Origin of the sequence: Actinophytocola gossypii (assembly GCF_025165815.1) — a bacterium.
Taxonomy (GTDB): domain Bacteria; phylum Actinomycetota; class Actinomycetes; order Mycobacteriales; family Pseudonocardiaceae; genus Actinophytocola; species Actinophytocola gossypii.
In genome coordinates, this window is the sequence record NZ_JAFFZE010000020.1 from 19465 (window position 1) to 36812 (window position 17348).

16 protein-coding genes are annotated in these 17348 nt (G+C 73.1%); 12 read left to right on the forward strand and 4 right to left on the reverse strand.

The genetic code is table 11. The features are described from left to right. Window positions 1–9: 9 nt before the first annotated feature. A complete protein-coding gene (locus JT362_RS26505; RefSeq protein ID WP_260194555.1) occupies window positions 10–597 on the reverse strand; it encodes a TMEM165/GDT1 family protein in 588 nt (195 codons plus the stop codon). Between the two features lie 284 nt (window positions 598–881). Between JT362_RS26505 and JT362_RS26510 the strand changes: the two genes are divergently transcribed. The 11 genes from JT362_RS26510 to JT362_RS26560 all read left to right on the forward strand — a co-directional run bounded on the left by JT362_RS26510 (window position 882) and on the right by JT362_RS26560 (window position 14790). After that, on the forward strand, window positions 882–2372 hold the full coding sequence (locus tag JT362_RS26510; protein WP_260194492.1) for a cytochrome ubiquinol oxidase subunit I: 1491 nt from the start codon (window positions 882–884) through the stop codon (window positions 2370–2372). A gap of 12 nt (window positions 2373–2384) precedes the next feature. After that, entirely contained in the window at window positions 2385–3392 is a 1008-nt protein-coding gene (gene cydB / locus JT362_RS26515) for a cytochrome d ubiquinol oxidase subunit II (RefSeq protein ID WP_260194493.1), read from the forward strand. A gap of 119 nt (window positions 3393–3511) precedes the next feature. Then, the gene (gene cydD / locus JT362_RS26520; RefSeq protein WP_260194494.1) at window positions 3512–6703 is read left to right on the forward strand and encodes a thiol reductant ABC exporter subunit CydD; all 3192 of its coding nucleotides are present in this window, start codon (window positions 3512–3514) and stop codon (window positions 6701–6703) included. A 19-nt stretch (window positions 6704–6722) separates the two neighbouring features. After that, window positions 6723–7856 (forward strand): GAF domain-containing sensor histidine kinase, encoded by a 1134-nt coding sequence (locus tag JT362_RS26525; protein WP_260194495.1) that lies wholly within the window; start codon window positions 6723–6725, stop codon window positions 7854–7856. Between the two features lie 109 nt (window positions 7857–7965). After that, the gene (locus JT362_RS26530; RefSeq protein ID WP_260194496.1) at window positions 7966–8313 is read left to right on the forward strand and encodes a hypothetical protein; all 348 of its coding nucleotides are present in this window, start codon (window positions 7966–7968) and stop codon (window positions 8311–8313) included. Then, entirely contained in the window at window positions 8313–9107 is a 795-nt protein-coding gene (locus JT362_RS26535; RefSeq protein WP_260194497.1) for a WXG100-like domain-containing protein, read from the forward strand. The genes JT362_RS26530 and JT362_RS26535 overlap by 1 nt, the downstream gene beginning before the upstream one ends. Beyond that, window positions 9104–9469 carry a hypothetical protein gene (locus JT362_RS26540; RefSeq protein ID WP_260194498.1) on the forward strand — a complete coding sequence of 122 codons (366 nt, stop codon included), beginning with the start codon at window positions 9104–9106 and terminating at the stop codon, window positions 9467–9469. The genes JT362_RS26535 and JT362_RS26540 overlap by 4 nt, the downstream gene beginning before the upstream one ends. 146 nt (window positions 9470–9615) lie before the next feature. Beyond that, window positions 9616–10395 carry an ABC transporter ATP-binding protein gene (locus JT362_RS26545; protein WP_260194499.1) on the forward strand — a complete coding sequence of 260 codons (780 nt, stop codon included), beginning with the start codon at window positions 9616–9618 and terminating at the stop codon, window positions 10393–10395. Beyond that, window positions 10395–12884, forward strand: coding sequence for an ABC transporter permease (locus tag JT362_RS26550; RefSeq protein WP_260194500.1), 2490 nt, complete (start codon window positions 10395–10397; stop codon window positions 12882–12884). Before JT362_RS26545 ends, JT362_RS26550 begins: the two co-directional genes overlap by 1 nt. Before the next feature lie 104 nt (window positions 12885–12988). Further along, complete coding sequence (locus JT362_RS26555) at window positions 12989–14131, forward strand: sensor histidine kinase (protein WP_260194501.1); 1143 nt, start codon at window positions 12989–12991, stop codon at window positions 14129–14131. Beyond that, a complete protein-coding gene (locus JT362_RS26560) occupies window positions 14128–14790 on the forward strand; it encodes a response regulator (protein WP_260194502.1) in 663 nt (220 codons plus the stop codon). The genes JT362_RS26555 and JT362_RS26560 overlap by 4 nt, the downstream gene beginning before the upstream one ends. 7 nt (window positions 14791–14797) lie before the next feature. On the opposite strand, the gene JT362_RS26565 is transcribed toward JT362_RS26560, so the two are convergent. Together JT362_RS26565 and JT362_RS26570 are read right to left on the reverse strand one after the other, a co-directional pair. Continuing rightward, complete coding sequence (locus tag JT362_RS26565; protein ID WP_260194503.1) at window positions 14798–15604, reverse strand: alpha/beta fold hydrolase; 807 nt, start codon at window positions 15602–15604, stop codon at window positions 14798–14800. 226 nt (window positions 15605–15830) lie between these two features. Beyond that, complete coding sequence (locus JT362_RS26570) at window positions 15831–16211, reverse strand: winged helix-turn-helix transcriptional regulator (protein ID WP_260194504.1); 381 nt, start codon at window positions 16209–16211, stop codon at window positions 15831–15833. A gap of 137 nt (window positions 16212–16348) precedes the next feature. On the opposite strand from JT362_RS26570, the gene JT362_RS26575 reads away from it, so the two are divergent. Beyond that, window positions 16349–16897 (forward strand): NADPH-dependent F420 reductase, encoded by a 549-nt coding sequence (locus JT362_RS26575; RefSeq protein WP_260194505.1) that lies wholly within the window; start codon window positions 16349–16351, stop codon window positions 16895–16897. 55 nt (window positions 16898–16952) lie between these two features. On the opposite strand, the gene JT362_RS26580 is transcribed toward JT362_RS26575, so the two are convergent. Then, window positions 16953–17318: a YciI family protein gene (locus tag JT362_RS26580; protein WP_260194506.1), complete on the reverse strand. Its 366-nt coding sequence runs from the start codon at window positions 17316–17318 to the stop codon at window positions 16953–16955. Window positions 17319–17348 lie beyond the last annotated feature (30 nt).

The window sequence follows — 17348 nt, forward strand, 5'->3', positions numbered from 1 at the left end:
CCGTTCAGGTTAGAAGACCACCTGCCCCAGCGCGAACACCGCGAACCCGGCGAACACCACCCCGGCGACCCGCTGCACCAGGTGCGGCTTGATCCGCTCCCGGATCTTCGCGCCGAGCAGCACCGCGATCCCGGCCACCGCGGCCAGCGCCAGCCACGCACCGAGCCCGACCCACACCGGCGCGGAGAACCGCGCGGACAGCGCCGCGGTCGCGAACTGCGACGCGTCACCCCACTCGGCGGCGAACAGCACCCCGAACGACGTCAGCGCCGCCCGTACGAACGACACCGTCCCCGGCCCGGCGCCGTCCACCGAGGAGTCCGCGTCGTGGTCCTTGCCGAAGCCCTCGCGCAGCAGCAGCACCGCACCCAGCCCGAACAGCACCGCGACCACGCCGGCCACGACCTTGTCCGGCAGCAGGGTGAGCACGCCGCCGAACGCGGCGGCGATCACGCACTGGATCGCGAACGCGGCCGTGACGCCGACGAACACCGGCAGCGGGCGGTACCGCGTGGTGAGAATGAGCGTCGCCACCATCGTCTTGTCCGGCAGCTCGACCACGAAGACCAGGCCGAAGGCCGTCAACAGGGCGATCAGTGTGGGGTCCACCAGGTTCCTCTCCGTCCCAACCCGGACGGAGGCAGCACGACCCCGACCGGGCATGCCTACTACCCGGCCGGAGGTCTCGTTCGCCCGCTGACAAGCGGGTGAGGCGCCGGACCCGGAACGGGTCAGTATGTCGACGCACTCGCCGGATGGCCGAAGCCATACGCGGGAACTACTCCCCTCAGGCGCCACCATTGTAACGGGGGACCAAGGTCCCGGAGGTCCGGGACCGGCGGACCTGCCGCGGACACCCCCTCGGGCGGGACCGTGGGTACGTGGACGTACTGGATCTCGCGCGCTGGCAGTTCGGCATCACCACCGTCTACCACTTCCTGATGGTGCCGCTGACGATCGGCCTTTCGCTGCTGGTCGCGTGCATGCAGACGGCGTGGGTGCGTACCGGGAACCGGCGCTACCTGGCGATGACGAAGTTCTGGGGCAAGCTGCTGCTGATCAACTTCGCGATGGGCGTGGTCACCGGGATCGTCCAGGAGTTCCAGTTCGGCATGGCCTGGAGCGAGTACTCCCGGTTCGTCGGCGACGTGTTCGGGGCGCCGCTGGCGATGGAGGGGCTGGTCGCGTTCTTCGTCGAGTCCACCTTCCTGGGGCTGTGGATCTTCGGCTGGGACCGGCTGTCCAAGCGGGCGCACCTGGCCTGCGTGTGGGCGTTCTCGCTGGCCACCGTGGCGTCGGCGTACTTCATCCTGTCGGCGAACTCGTGGATGCAGCACCCGGTCGGGGTGGAGCTGGTGGACGGGCGGCCGCGGCTGACCTCGATCTGGGAGGTGCTGACGAACTCGACGGTGCTGGTGGCGTTCCCGCACGCGATCGCCGGCGCGCTCGCGGTGGCCGGCGCGTTCCTGGTCGGCATCGCGGCCTGGCACCTGTGGCGGCGGCGGGACGGTGCGCACGACGACGTGTGGCGGTCGTCGCTGCGGCTGGGGACCGTGGTCGGGGTGCTGGCGTTCGGCGGCCTGGCGATCAGCGGGGACCTGCAGTCGAAGCTGATGTTCGACCAGCAGCCGATGAAGATGGCGGCGGCGGAGGCGCTGTGCCACACCGAGCGGCCGGCCGGCTTCTCGGTGTTCGCGGTCGGCGACCTGGCCGGCCAGGACTGCGAGAACGTCACCTCGATCACCGTGCCGGCCCTGCTGTCGTTCCTGGCCAACGGCGACTTCGACTCTGAGGTGACCGGGATCCAGGACCTGGTGGAGCGGTACCGGGCCGAGTACGGCGAGTTCTACCCGGTCGACGAGCGGTTGGGTGAGCTGTCCGGGCAGCCGATCGACTACGTGCCGAACCTGCCGGTCACCTACTGGGGCTTCCGGCTGATGATCGCGTTCGGCGCGGCGGGCGCCGCGGTCGGCGTGGTGGTGTGGTGGCTGACCCGGCGCGGCCGGGTACCGGAGTCGCGGTGGTTCCCCCGGCTCGCGCTGGCCGGGATCGCGGCGCCGTTCCTGGGCAACAGCTTCGGCTGGATCTTCACCGAGATGGGCCGGCAGCCGTTCGTCGTCGCGCCCAATCCGTCCGGTGTCGACGGTGTGTGGATGTTCACCGCGCAGGCCGTGTCCGGGCTGACCGTTGGCGAGGTGCTGACCTCGCTGATCGCGCTGACGCTGGTGTACGGGGTGCTCGCGGTGGTGGAGGTGGTGCTGATCCGCCGGTACGTGCGCGGCGGGGTGGCGGCCGTGCTCCCACCCCCCGAGCCGGAGAAGACCGCCGAGGACGACGCCGAGGACGACGACGTGCTGTCGTTCGCCTACTGATCGGGGAGTTCGATGGACCTGGCGACCGTGTGGTTCGTGCTGATCGCCCTGCTGTGGCTGGGCTACCTGTTCCTGGAGGGCTTCGACTTCGGCGTCGGCATGCTGCTGCGCGTACTCGGCCGCGACGAGCCGAGCCGGCGGGTGCTGCTGAACACCATCGGCCCGGTGTGGGACGGCAACGAGGTGTGGCTGATCGTGGCCGTCGGCGGGACGTTCGCGGCGTTCCCCGGCTGGTACGCGGGCCTGTTCAGCGCGGCGTACCTGCCGGTGCTGCTGGTGCTGCTGGCGCTGATCGGGCGCGGGGTGGCGTTGGAGTACCGGGGCAAGGTCGACACCGTGCGCTGGCGGGCCGGCTGGGACACGGTGCTCGTGGCCGGTTCGGCGGTCGCCGCGCTGGGGGTGGGGCTGCTGCTGTCGTGGAACGTGCTCGGCCTCCCGATCGACGCGAACGGCGACCGGGTCGGTTCGCCGTTCGCCGCGTTCCGCTGGGACACCCTGATCGGCGCGTTCGCGGTCGCCGGCTTCGCGGTGGTGCACGGCGCGGCGTTCGTGGCGTTGAAGACCGAGGGCGAGGTGCGGGCGCTGGCGCGCTCGCTGGCGCTGCGGATCGCGCCGCTGGCCCTGGCGCCGCTGGGGTTGACGCTGCTGATGGTGCAGCTGCGCGAGGGCTCCGCGTGGACGTGGCTGCCGCTCCTGGTGGCCTTCACGGCCGCGGTCGGAGCGTGGACGCGCCTGGCCGCCGGTCGTGAGGGGCAGGCGTTCGCCCTGCTCGGGGTGGTGATCGCGGCGACCGTGGCGACCTGGTTCGGCGCACTGCACCCGAACGTGCTCCCGTCCACAGTGGACCCGATGTTCTCGTTGACCATCGCGGACACGGCGTCCAGCCCGTACACGCTCACCGTGCTGTCGTGGGTCGCGGCGTTCGGCACCCCGGCGGTCCTGGTCTACCAGGGCTGGACGTACTGGGTGTTCCGCCGCCGCATCGGCACCCGCCACATCCCCTCGGTGCGTGTCCCGTGATGAATGGGTCGCTCCGCTCATCCGCTAAGGCGCCGTCTTCCCTCGTCACGTGCTCGGCGCTGGCGCGCCTGCGCGCGCTCCTCAGTCCAGACGGCACCCGCTCCTTCGCTCCCGCTCCCGTGAAACGACCCGGCCCGCTCGGCGCGTTGTGGCTGTCCGGCGCGGCGCGTCGAGCACTCGCCGGCTGCGGGGTGCTGGCGGTGCTCCATGCCGCGGCGCTGGTGGCGCAGTCCTGGGCGCTGGCAACGGTTCTGGCCGACGTCGTGCTGCGGACCGGTGCCCCGGTCGGCGGGCGGCTGGGGGTGCTCGCCGGCGCGGTCGCCGTCCGCGCGGCGCTCGGCTGGGCCACCCAGGTCGTCGCCGCCCGCGCCGCGGCCGGCGCCAAGGAGGAACTCCGCGCGATCCTGCTCGACCGCGCGCTCGCCGCCGGTCCGGAGTGGACGGTCGAGTACGGCCCGGCCGAGCTGACCACCCTCGCCACCCGCGGCCTGGACGCCCTGGACGACTACTTCACCGTCTACCTGCCCGCCCTGGTGAACGCCGCGGTCCTCCCGCTCGGCGTCGGCGCGGTGTTCCTGCTGACCGACTGGCCGTCGGCGCTCGTCGTCGCGCTGACCCTGCCGCTGGTGCCGCTCTTCGCCGTCCTGATCGGCCTGCACACCCGGGACCGGGTCGCCGCCGCGGCCGACAGCACCGCCCGGCTGTCCGGCCGGTTCCTGGAACTGGTCCGCGCCCTGCCGGTACTGACCGCGTTCCGCCGCGCCGCCGCCCAGGCCGACGTCGTCCGCACGGTCTCCGACGCCCACCGCCGGGCCACCATGGACACCCTGCGGGTGGCGTTCGCCTCCGCCCTGGTCCTGGAACTGGTCGCCACCCTGTCCGTGGCCCTGGTCGCGGTCGTGATCGGCCTCCGCCTCGTCTCCGGCGACCTGGCCCTCGCGGTCGGCCTGTTCGTCCTGATCCTGGCCCCCGAGTGCTACCTCCCCCTGCGCACCGCCGGCGCCGCCCACCACGCCAGCGAGAACGGCCTGGAAGCCGCCCGCCGCGTCGCCGACCTCCCCACCCCACCCGCACAACCCACCCGCGAGCCCCCGCACGGCGACATCGTCGTCCAGAACCTGCGCGTCCGCCGCCGAACCACCTTCGCCCCCGACGGCCTCACGTTCACCGCCCGCCCCGGCACCATCACGCACCTGACCACCCCCAGCGGCACCGGCAAGTCCACCGCCCTGGCCGTCCTCCTCGGCTACGTCGAGCCGACCGCCGGCACCGTCCACATCGCCGGCACCCCCCTCGCCGACCTCGACCCAGACGCCTGGCGCCGCCACCTCGCCTGGGTCCCCCAACACCCCACCCTCACCGCCCCCACCGTCCGAGCCGAACTGGCCCAACTCCGCGAGTCGTACGCTCCCGTCGCGCGAGTCGTACCTTCCCGTCCCGCGAGTCGTACCTTCCCGGACGAGCTGGCCGACGTCACCGCCCAGGTCGCCGCCGAGCACCTCCTCGACCGCCCCACCGCCGCCCTCTCCGCGGGCGAACGCCAACGCGTGGCCGTCGCTCGCGCCCTGCTCCGGCTCCGGCTCGGCGCCACCGTGCTCCTGCTGGACGAGCCGACCGCCCACCTCGACGCGGCCACCGCCGGCACCGTCATGGCCGCGATCGAGCGCGCCGCCGCCGACGGCGCCACCGTCATCCTCGCCAGCCACCACACCATCCAACCCACGCCGGACGCCCCCGCCCCGGCCCCGCGCACCCGGCACACCGCGCCGGCCGAACCCCGCGGCACCCGCCTGCGCGCCCTGCTCACCCCCCGGCTCCTCGCCGGCGCGGCCCTCGGCGCGGCCGCCCTCGTCGCCGGCGTGGCGCTGACCGTGACGTCCGCGTGGCTGATCGCCAAGGCCGCGCACCAGCCCCCGATCCTGACCCTGTCCGTGGCCGTCGTCGGCGTCCGCACCTTCGGCCTGGCCCGCGCCGTGCTCCGCTACGCCGAACGCCTGGTCACCCACGACGCGGCGTTCCGCGCGGCCGGCGAGCACCGGGTCCGTCTCTGGCACCGCCTCGCGCCGGCCCAGCGTGCCGACGGCCTGGCCCACGACGTCGACACCGTCCGCGACCTGACCCCGCGCGTCCTCACCCCGCCCCTGGTGGCGGGCCTGGTGATCGTGGCGGCCGTGGGCGTCCAGCTGGTGATCCTGCCGGCGGCGGCGCTCACGCTCGTCATCGCGGTCGCGGCGGCCGGACTGGGTGCACCGGCCGTCGCGCTCGCGCTCGACCGGCGGGCCGGTACCAAGCAGGCAGCCGCCCGCCGGAGCCTGGCCCAGGGCGTCCACACGCTGCTCGCCTCGGCCGCCGAGCTGATCGCGTTCGGCACCCACCGCGGGCACCGCGCCACCCTGGCCGACACCGACGCCGCCCTCGGCCGCACCGCCCGCCGCGAGGCCCTCGGCGCCGGTGCCGCCACGCTCGTGATCACCCTCGCCACCGGGGCCGCGGCCGTGGCCGGCACGATCCTGGCCGCCGCCGCGGTCGCCGACGGCACCCTCGACCCGCTGCTCGCCCCCGTCCCGGCCCTGCTGCCCCTGGCCATGGCCGAGGTGCTCGCGCTCCTCCCACCAGCCGCCCAACACCGCGACGCCCTGACAGCGGCCCTCGCCCGCCTCGACCAGAAGCCCTGGCGGCGCCCGGAGATCACCGGCTCCGACCTCGCACTGCGCGACGTCGACGCCCGCTGGCCCGGCGCCGCCGAACCGGTCCTGCGCGGCGTCACCCTCGACATCCCCCGCGGCACCCACGTCGCCGTCACCGGCCCGTCCGGCGCCGGCAAGTCGACCCTGCTGGCCCTGCTCCTCGGCCTGCTGCCCGCCGAACGCGGCACCGTCCACGCCCCCGCGAGCGTCGCCTGGTGCCCGCAGGACCCGATGCTCGTCGCCACCACCGTCCGGGAGAACCTCCGCCTCGCCGACCCGCACGCGACCGACGAGCGCCTCGCGCACGCCCTCCGCCAAGCCGCCCTACCCCACTGGACCAGCCGCCTCGACACCCACCTGGCCGGCGGCGCCGCCACCACCTCCGGCGGCGAGGCCAACCGCCTGGCCCTGGCCCGCGCCCTGCTCGCCGACGCCGACGTCCTCCTGCTCGACGAGCCCACCGCGCACCTCGACGGCCCGACCGCCCGCACCGTGCTGGCGAACCTCCGCGCCACCGGCCGCACGATCGTGCACGTCACCCACCGCCCCGAGGAGGCCGCCGACGCGGACGTGGTCCTCGACATCGACGCCGCCGGCCGCGTGCACACCGTCGCTCGACGCTGAAGTGGGTAGGTTCGCGGAGGTGGAACCCGACCTGGCCGCCCGTGCCCTCGGCGCCGCGACCGAGATCGCCACCGCCGCCCTCTCCGGCGACGACCCCGAGGCGGTCCTGCGCCTGGTCGTCCAGCGCGCGGCGGACCTCGCCCAGGCCGACCTGGGCCTGGTGATGGCCCGCGCCGACGACGGCACCCTCACGGTCGAGGCCGCCCACGGCACCGACGACGTACGCGTCACCAACCCCGTCGGCCTGGTCCTGTCCGCGCGTTCCTCCGCCGCGAGGGTCGCCCGCAGCGGTGTGGCCCTCACCGTCGACGACGTCTGGGCCGACCCCCGCACGGCCCCGTTCGTTCCGCGCGAGCTGCGGGTCTACGGCCCGTTCGCGGCCGCGCCGTTCGGCACCGCGCAACGCAGGCTCGGCGCGCTGACCGTCTACCGACACCGAGGCGCCCGCCCGTTCGAACCAGCCGCGATCGACCTGCTCTCCGCGTTCGCCGCCCAGGCCGGCCTGGTCATCGTGCTGTCCGAAGGCGCCACCGCCCGAGCGAGGATCGCCCTCTACCAGGAACGCGAACGCATCGCCCGCGACCTGCACGACGTGATCGTGCAGCGCCTCTACGCCGCCGGCATGCAGCTGGACCTGCTGGCCCGCCGCCCGGCCAGGAAACTGGCCCGCTCCGACGCCACCCGCCTCGCCGAAGCGGTGGACCAGCTCGACGCCTCCATCGCCGACGTCCGCGCCGTCGTCCGCGCCCTCCGCACCCCCGAGCCGGACGCCACCGGTACGGATCTGGCCGAGTCCGTCCGAGGCGAGGTGGCCATCGCCGGCGAACTGCTCGGCTTCCCACCCACCCTGCGCATGGACGGCGACCTCACCGATGTTCCGGCCGACCTCGCCGACCACACCCGCGCCGCCCTGCGCGAGGCACTGTCCAACGTGGTCAGACACTCCGGCGCCACCCACGTCGAAGTCCACATCGGACGCGACCGCGACCTCACCCTCACCGTCACCGACGACGGCTGCGGCATCCCAGAAGGCGTCACCCACCGCGGCCTCAAACACCTCCAAGAACGCGCCACCCAGGCAGGCGGCCGCTGCCAGATCGCCTCCTCCTCCCGCCGAGGCACCACCGTCACCTGGTCCGCCCCGTTGGAGTGAACCCCAGGTGACGTGATGTCGAGTTGGCCGTATCCGGTCAGGACCCTCCCGCTCCAACAGCGACGTCGCCAGCCTGTGTCTGTCGGACGCGATGTGGGAGGGACTTGCCATGGGGGCGAACGCAGACCGGATGCACATGGATGTCGACGCGGTCCTGCATCACATGGCACAGGTCGCGGACGTCGGGCAGGAGATCGCGACGGCGTGGGCCGTACGGCGCCAGGAGTTGGAGGCACTCGAACCAGGCATCGGTTCAGGGGTGATCGGGTCCGCCATTCGGGCCGCCTACCGCGTCCCCAGCCAGCAGGTGAGCGACGCCGTGACGAAGATCCCCGAGTTGTACGCCGCGATGTCGGAGGCGGGCAGGTCGGCGGTGAACGAGTACGTAGCCGCCGACCAGGCTGGTGCGGCCGGCATCGCCAAGGCGACGCCCGACGTCGACCCGAGAACGCTCTGATGGCGGTCGCCGAGCCTCCGTCCGACTTCGGCTTCTGGCCCAAGGTTCGAGCGTTGTCGGGCTGGCCGGACACCGACGAGACATCGCTGGGTGCGATGTCCGCGGCGTGGGCGGGAGGTGCGGGCGGGCTGGAACAGGCGGCGAGCGTGAACTTCGATGGCGTCCAGAACTCGTGGGACGACGCCGTCGGCCGGAGTTTCGCCTCGGAAATGAGGGGAATCTCCGGAACGGTCGATGGCCACGCGCAGGACATGCGCCAGTTGGAGACCTACACCGACGACGCCGAGGCCGTGGTCCTGCAGACCAAGGTCGAGATCAACGACGTCATTCGGTCGATGGCCCCGACCTACGGTGCGATGGAGTTTCTGCCCCCGGGGATACGTCAGGCCGTGCAGCCGGCCTGGATCGTGGCCGCCGCCCGGATCGTCATCAAGCTGATCGAGAGGGCGGCTCGTTGGCTGTCGAGAGGCCCGAAGGTCAAGGACCGCGCACCGCGACCTCCGGCCACACCGACAGCCCCGCGACTGACGCCCAAGCAGCTCGACGACGCGATCACCTACGCCAAACGCCCGGCGAAACTGGACCACGTCTTCGTGCCCAAGCACAAGCTCGACGCTTTCGTGCAGCAGTCCGGTGGGCGGGAAGCGGCGATGGAACGGATCATGCGTAGCCTTGACCCGCCGCCCGGGCCCGGAATCTTCGAGGTGCAGCGCGACATCGGCGGACACCTGATCACGATCCGCGGCTTCGTGGTCGACGGCGTACCCAAGATTGGAACGGCATTCATCCCATGACCACCGCCCCCGGACGTCCGCTCAGGGACCGCGAACGTCGTGTCGCGGCCAAGATCCTGTCCGCCGCAGCGGGCACGGACGAACTCGTTGCTCAGCTCCCGGTCGCCCGGGTCCGTTCAGGCGCGGTCACCTTCCTGAACCTGGCCGTGCCGGCCGAGGTGCCCCACGCCAGCGTCCCCGACGGACCGCTCCCGGTATCCGCCGTAGTGAACGACCCGGACGGACACCCTCTAGGCGAGATCATCGTGTGGGTCGAGGGCGGTTTGCTCTCCGCGCTGGAGTACGCGTGGGTGACCGACGAGGAGCCAGGCGAATGGCCGGCCCCCGAGCACGTCTCCACCTCGGGTCAGAGCGGTCCGTAACACAGAACCGGCCGCGGCCGGTTCGAGCGGCGAGTGCCACGGCGGGCGCAGAGCGGTTGGGATCCGCAGTGGTAGGGCTGGCCCCACCACGGATCTCCTGGTTCGCACCAGTGTTTTCGGGAGGTGGAGGGGCGAGGCTTGTTCTCGTGCGACACACGAACGAGAACCACCCGAGCGCGGTCGTCCAGTTGAACGACGTGCGCAGGACCTACGGCGGCAAGCGCACCAGCGTGGCCGCCCTCGACGGCGTCACCGCGGGCTTCGGCCGCGCCAGCTTCACGGCGGTGATGGGGCCCTCCGGCTCCGGCAAGAGCACCTTCCTGCACTGCGCCGCCGGCCTCGACCGGCCGACCGGCGGCAGTGTCCTGATCGAGGGCCAGGACCTCGGCGAGCTGTCCGAGGTCGAGCTGACCCGCCTGCGCCGCGAGCGCGTCGGGTTCGTGTTCCAGGCCTTCAACCTGCTGCCCGCGCTCACCGTGCAGGACAACGTCACCCTGCCACTGCGGCTCGCCGGGCGGCGGCCGAAGCCGGCGCTGGTGCGGCAGGTCCTCGACCAGGTCGGGCTCGGTGAGCGGCGCAAGCACCTGCCGGCCGAGCTCTCCGGCGGCCAGCAGCAGCGGGTCGCCATCGCCCGCGCGCTGGTCACCCGGCCGGCGGTGCTGTTCGCCGACGAACCGACCGGCGCCCTCGACACGCACACCGCGCGGGACGTCCTCGGCCTGCTGCGGGGCTCGGTCGACCACGCCGGGCAGACCGTCGTCATGGTCACCCACGATCCGGTCGCCGCCTCCTACGCCGACCGCGTGGTGTTCCTCGCCGACGGGCGGCTCGTCGGCGAGCTGCCGAACCCGACCGCGGAGGCCGTCGCCGAGCGGATGACGCACCTCGGCGCCTGGGCCGAGCGCACCGCCACCGGGGTGTACTGATGCTCCGGCTCGCCTTGCGCACGTTGCGCTTCCGCAAGGGCGCGTTCCTCGCGACCTTCCTCGCCATGACGTTCGGCGCCGTGATCGTGCTGGCCTGCGGCGGCCTGATGGAGACCGGCATCCGCTCCGAGGTCCCCGCCCAGCGGCTCGCCGGCGTCCCGATCGTCGTCACCGCCGGGCAGTCCTACCAGCTGCCCAAGGAGAACCCGGACGACCCGGAGGAGGACGTCATGTCCGGCGTGCTCGCCGAACGCGTCCGCCTCGACACCGACTTGCTGTCCTCTGTGGACTCCGTGCCGGGGGTCGCGAACGCGGTCGGCGACGTCACCTTCCCGACCGAGGTGGCCGGCGCGCCGGTCGAGGCGCACGGGTGGGCCGCCGCTCCACCGGACCTGCGCACCGGCGAGGCCCCGGGGCGGGGCGAGGTCGTGCTCGCCGGGGACCACCGCGTCGGCGACGAGGTCGAGGTCGTCGTGCACGGGCGGGCGGAGACCTTCACCGTGTCCGGGATCGTCGACGGCGGGATGTACTTCGCGGACCCGGACGCCCGCCGGCTCGCCGGTCACCCGGACACCGTGGACGCGTTCGCGCTGCGCACCGAACCCGGCGCGGACGTCGGCCAGGTGGCCGCCGCGGTCGACGAGGCGTTGCGCGGCTCGGGCGCGGTCGTGCGTACCGGCGACGAGCGGGGCGTGGCCGAGTTCCCCGAGGCGGTGGCCGGCGGCGAGAACCTGATCGTGCTGGCCGGTGTGTTCGGCGGACTGTCGATCAGCGTCGCGCTGTTCGTCGTGGCGACCACGCTCGGCCTGTCGATCCAGCAGCGTGCCCGCGAGCTGGCGCTGCTGCGCGCCATCGGCACCACCCCAGGACAGCTGCGCCGGATGGTGCTCGGCGAGGCGGTGGTGACCTCGCTGTTCGCGACCGCGTTCGGCGTGCTGCTCGGTGTCCTGTTCGGACAGTGGCTGTTCGACCGGCTCGCCGACGCCGGCGTGGTGCCCCGGGAGATGGTGTTCCACCTCGGCTGGATCCCGATGATCGTCGCCGTCGGGTCGGCGCTGCTGATCACCCTCGCCGCCGCGTGGGTCGCCGGGCGGCGCGCGGCCCGGGCGCGGCCGACCGAGGCCCTGGTCGAGGCGGGGATCCAGCGGCGGTGGCTGTCGCCGGTGCGGCTGATCCTGGCACTGCTCAGCTTCGGCGGCGGGATCGCGCTGTTCGTGGTGACGATCGCGGTGATGACCGGGCCGATCGCGGCGAGCACGGCCGGGCCCGCGGTACTGCTGTGGGCGATCGGGCTCGCGCTGATCGGGCCGGGCATCACCCGGGTGATGCTGGCGGTGTTCCGCGGCCCGGTGCGCGCGGTCACCGGCGTCGGCGGCTACCTGGCGACGCTGAACGCCCGCACCAGGACCGTCCGGATGGCCGCCGTGGTCACCCCGATCATGCTGGTCACCGGTGTCTCGACGGCCAACATCTACCTGCAGACGACCACGGTCGAGGTCGCCAACGAGGCGTACGCGGAGAGCCTGCGCGCCGACCTGGTGCTGCGCTCGGCCACCGGCGGGCTGCCGACCGACCTGGTCGAGGACGTGCGTGCCGTGCCGGGCGTGGCCGCCGCGTCGGAGTTCGCCAGCACGACCGCCTACGTCGCCGCCCCGTACGACGACTCGCAGACCGAGGAGGGCTGGCCGGTGCAGGGCGTCAGCGCCGACGGCGCCGGCGAGACCACCTCGGTCGCCCTCACCGAGGGCTCGCTGGCCGACCTGCGTGGCGACACGATCGCGCTGCCCGTCGACCACGCCGCCGAGTTGGGCCGGGGCATCGGTGACGAGATCACCATGACCATGGGCGACGGCGCCGAGGTCGACGTGCGGATCGTCGGCCTGTACCCGGCCCGTGAGGGCTTCGCGACGCTGCTGATGCCCGCCGACCTGGTCGCCGAGCACACCACGTCCGGCCTGCCGGCCCAGATCCTGGTCCGCACGGCCGACGGCGCATCGACCGACGCCGTGTCCTCGGCGCTGGCCGGACTCGCCCCCGGGGTGGCCGTCGCCGGGCGCGACGCGCTGACGTCGGACTACGCCGAACAGCAGGAGCTCGGCGCGTTGATCAACTACCTGATGGCCGGGATGATCATCGCCTACACCGCGATCTCCATGGTCAACACCCTGGTGATGTCCACGTCCGCGCGCCGCCGCGAGTTCGGCCTGCAACGCCTGACCGGCTCCACCCGGGCCCAGGTGCTGCGGATGATGGGCGTCGAGGCCCTGATGCTGGCCGTGATCGGCGTCGTCCTCGGCACCGTCGTCACGGCGGCCACGGTGATGCCGTTCACCATCGTCACCGACGGCTCGCTGTTGCCGTCCGGTCCACTGTGGATCTACCTGTCCATCGTCGGCGCCACCACGGTGCTGACCCTCGGCGCCACCCTGTTGACCACCTGGCTCTCGCTGCGCCCCCGTCCCGCGGAGGCGGCCGTCGCACCAGCGTGAGCCGGGCCGGCGGAGGGGCGCCCACGACTCCGGTCGCGGGCGCCCCTTCCGTTCGTCGGGCAGTGCGCGCGGGGCGGCACGCCGTCACCGCTACGCTTCCGCGCGTGACCAATCGCCGGTGGGTACCGGAGTGGTGGAGCAGGTCCAGTGTCACGGTCCGGGATCTCCCGCTCGCGTTGCTGCTCCTCGCGATGTCGTTCGTGCCGACGTTCCAGAGCCACGGAACGCAGCTCGGCGGGCTGCCCCACCGCGCGTTCGACGCGCTGGCCGTGGTCGCGGTCGCCCTCCAGTGCCTCCCGCTCGCCGGACGCCGCCGCTGGCCGCTCGGGTGCCTGGCGCTGGCGTCGGCCGGCTTCGCGGTCGACCAGCTGCTCGGCTACCACTCGCTCGGCGGCACCGGGTTCGCCATCCTGCTGCTGAGTGCCGGGGCGCACCTGGGCCACCACCGCCGGACCACCGCGATCGCCCTCACCGCGGCGTACCTGCCGCTGGTGGCCGCGCTCGTCCTGCTCGGCGGGACCGAGAAGCCGGACGGGTACGTGACGTTCTACCTGGCGTCCGCCCTGGTGTGGGCGATCGGGACGTGGCTGCGCGGCACCCGCGCCGCGGAGGCCGACCGCCGCCGCCGGGTCGCCGAGGAGACCCGCGCCGCCGAACGTGCCAGGATCGCCCGCGAACTGCACGACGTCGTGGCCCACCACGTGACCGCGATGGTCATGCAGGCCGAGGCGGCGCGGTACCTGACCGACGCGCCGGACCGGGTCGACGCGGCCCTGTCCTCGGTCACCGACTCCGGCCGCCGGGCGATCACCGACCTGCGGCACCTGCTCCAGATGATCAACCCCGACCACGGCACGGGGACGGCCGCCCCGCTCAGCGCCCTCGTGGAGCAGACCCGCCAGGCCGGCCAGCCGGTGGACTTCACCGAGAACGGCACCCCGGCGGCGTCCACCGGCGACGTCGACCTCGTGGTCTACCGGGTGGTGCAGGAGTCCCTGACGAACGCGCTCAAGTACGCCCACGGCAGCCGCACCTCGGTCCGGGTGGACCACGGCGAAACGGAGGTCACCGTGCGGATCAGCACGGACGGTTCCGGTGCACGGGCCGGTTTCCCCGTCGGAAGCGGCCGCGGCCTCGCCGGCCTGCGCGAACGCGTCGACGTACTCGGCGGCGAGTTCAGCGCGAGCCCGCGGACCGACGGCGGCTTCGTCGTACACGCCCGAGTACCGGCCGGGATCTCGTCGTGAGCGCACCGACGCGGGTGCTGGTGTGCGACGACCAGTTGCTGGTCCGCGCCGGGCTGGTGACGATCATCGACGCCCAGCCGGACCTCGAGGTGGTCGGCGAGTGCGGTGACGGGCAGGCCGCCGTCGACCTCGCCGGCCGGTTGCGCCCGGACGTCGTGGTGATGGACGTGCGGATGCCGGTACTCGACGGCATCGAGGCCACCCGCAGGCTCGCCGGTGCCGGAGTGGAGCGGCCAGGCAAGGTGCTCGTACTGACGACGTTCAACCTGGACGAGTACGTCTACGAGGCGCTGCGCGCGGGGGCGAGCGGGTTCCTGCTCAAGGACGCCCCGCCGCCCCAGCTCCTGCACGGCGTGCGGACCGTGGCCACCGGCGCGGCGCTGCTCGCCCCCGAGGTGACGCGCCAGCTCGTGGGCCGGTACGCCGCCCGGATCCGGCCGGCGGAGGACGACCACCCGGACGACATCCCGGTGACCCCGCGCGAGCTGGAGGTGCTCCGCCTCATCGCGGACGGGCGCTCCAACAGCGAGATCGCCGCGACCCTGCTGATCAGCCAGGAGACCGTGAAGACGTTCGTCTCCCGCATCCTCACCAAGCTCGGGCTCCGGGACCGGGTCCAGGCGGTCGTCTACGCCTACCGCCGGGGCCTCGTGACCTGACGGTCGCTCAGCCCTGCTCCGCGACCTGCCCGGCCACCTTCTGGATCTTCTCGACGACCAGGTCGGGCGCGTCCCGGTAGACGTGGTGCCCGCTGCCCTCGGCGGTGCTCAGGTTGCTGTCGCTGGAGAGCGCGAGCCACTTGCGCTGGCCGTCGGCCCAGGCCTGCTCCAGTCCCGGCCCGTACTCGGGCACGCCCTGCGCGAGGTACTGCTGCCCGTGCTGGATCACCTCGACCGGGACGTCCCCGGCGGACCGGACCTCGCCGTCGGTGATCTTGAGCAGTTCCGGGTTCTGCCCGTCGAATCCCGCCAGATTGCCGTCCCGCAGCTGCACCGCCGGCCCGGTGGCCGACTCGGGGATCTCCCGGAGCAGGTCCGCGCGCTGGGTCGGGGAGGTGGCGTCCATCAGCACCAGACCAGCGACCCGGTCCTGGTGCTCCGGGGCGTACCGCCCGATGATCAGCCCGCCGAGCGAGTGCCCGGCGAGCACGGCCGGCGCGTCCCCGGCGACCTCGTCGAGCACCGCGGTCAGCACGTTCCCGGTGGTCTCCATGGTCTGCGGTCCGTCGGGCTTGTCGCTGGCGCCGGCGCCGAGCCGGTCGTAGGAGCAGACCCGGTTCTCCGCGCTCAGGGCCTCCTGGATGCCGGCCAGATCCTCGACGTCGTCACCCCCGCCGTGCAGCAGCACGACGACCGGCTCGCCCTCGGCCGCCTCCCCCGAGCAGGACACGTTCACCGACTTGCCGTCGACGTCGATCTTCTTGGTCCCGGTGAAGACGTCCTCCTGGTTCGCGGTCGTATCCGCCCCGCCCACCGACGATCCCTCACAGCCGACGAGCGCGACACTGACGGCGCAGCACAGCGCGAACACAGCAGACGTCCTGCGATGGCGGATCACAAAGCCCTCCTGGGGTGAAGCAAGTTCGGAACAGGGAAAGAGGAACCCGGCGTAGGTGCAACAGGCCCCTTCGACTACGCCGAACGCTACTGATCCGATACCCCGAAATCGTCACCACGAGGTGGACACCCGCACGTAGCTCTCACGGGGGACAGGCGGCCGCCCGCTCCTGCGCGGCCAGCAACTCGTCCCCGTGCTCGGCCGTCCACCGGGCGAGTGCGCGCATCGGTCCGTCGACCAGGCTCGCGCCGAGCGCGGTGAGCCGGTACTCGACACGCGGCGGCGCGGCGCGATAGCTGAGGCGTTCGACCAGGCCGTTGGCGACCAGTCGACGCAGGGTCTCGGTCAGTACCTTGTCGCTGAGACCGCCGACCGCACCGAGCAACTCGACCCGCCGCCGCGGTCCGGTGTGCAGCCCGGCGAGCACGACCGGGTCCCAGGTGTGGGCGAACAGGTCGGTCGTCGACCGCAACCGGCAGTCCGCGAGCATCTCCACGCAGGGGCCGCTTGGGTCATCCGCCATGCCGCCATTTTCGCGCGCCGTTCCCTACCGGTTGGTGGGTATCGGAATTCCTACGGTGGCCCCATGCGAATCGGAACCTGGGCACCGGCAACCTCGCCACCGCACTGGGTGCGGCGTGGGGCCGGGCCGGGCACGAGGTGTTGGTGGGCGGGCGGTCACCGGACAAGGCGGCGACCGCGGCCACCCGAATGGGCGGGCGGGCCGTGACCCCGGCCGAGGCGGTCGCCGGTCGGGACGCGGTGCTGGTCGCCGTCTCCTGGCAGGGGCTGCCGCACATCCTGAACGACGCCGGAGCGGCGGGTGGTTCGCTCGCCGGTACCCCGCTGATCGACCCCACCAACGCCGTCGAACACGGCGTCGGCGAGCTGGTCACCGCGGACCGACGGGCGATCGCCGAGCACATCGCGGACTGGGCACCCGGTGCCCAGGTGGTGAAGGCGTTCCACATGTTCCCGGCCGACCAGTGGCGGGAAGGGGCCGAACCGGTGACGGTCGTGCTGGCCGGTGACGACGAGAACGCGTTGCGGGTCACCTCCCGCCTGGTCACCGACGTGGGCGCGCGGCCGGCCGTGCTCGGACCCCTGCGGCGAGCCCGTCAGCTCGAGGAGGTCGCCGGGTTCACGATCGGGCTCGCGTTCTCGGGCGTCGACCCGAACGCCGCCGTTCCCCGGGTACCCACGAGCTGAGCGCGGCGAAGGGGCGCCCCCGCCTCCGGTCGTGGACGCCCCTTCGCCCGCCGGGTCACCCCATGTCCTCGGCCTCGACGATCTGCCGGATCTCGACCTCGACCTCCATCGTGGCGAACAGGTCGAGGTACTCCTTGGCGAACTCCACCGCCTCCGCCCGGTCCTTGGCGTTGATCAGCGCGAAGCCACCGATGACCTCCTTGGCCTCGGTGAACGGGCCGTCGGTCACTCTGGTGTCGCCGTCGACGGGCTTGCGCACCAGCGCGCCCTTCTCCGACGGGTGCACGCCCTCACCGCTGATCAGGATGCCCTTCTCGGCCGACGCCTGGATGAACGCGCCCATCCGCGCGACGAACTCGGGGTTCGGGTTCCACGCCTCGGCGTTGCGCTCGTCGAGCCGGTGCATCATCAGAAACCGCATGGTCGCTCCTGGGTCCATGGCTGGGGTCCG

Coding starts and splice junctions, on each gene's coding strand:
- JT362_RS26540 (WP_260194498.1), top strand. CDS start 9,104: ATGACCACCGCCCCCGGACGTCCGCTCAGGGACCGCGAACGTCGTGTC.
- JT362_RS26535 (WP_260194497.1), top strand. CDS start 8,313: ATGGCGGTCGCCGAGCCTCCGTCCGACTTCGGCTTCTGGCCCAAGGTT.
- JT362_RS26570 (WP_260194504.1), bottom strand. CDS start 16,211: ATGGCGGATGACCCAAGCGGCCCCTGCGTGGAGATGCTCGCGGACTGC.
- cydB (WP_260194493.1), top strand. CDS start 2,385: ATGGACCTGGCGACCGTGTGGTTCGTGCTGATCGCCCTGCTGTGGCTG.
- JT362_RS26530 (WP_260194496.1), top strand. CDS start 7,966: ATGGGGGCGAACGCAGACCGGATGCACATGGATGTCGACGCGGTCCTG.
- JT362_RS26580 (WP_260194506.1), bottom strand. CDS start 17,318: ATGCGGTTTCTGATGATGCACCGGCTCGACGAGCGCAACGCCGAGGCG.
- JT362_RS26550 (WP_260194500.1), top strand. CDS start 10,395: ATGCTCCGGCTCGCCTTGCGCACGTTGCGCTTCCGCAAGGGCGCGTTC.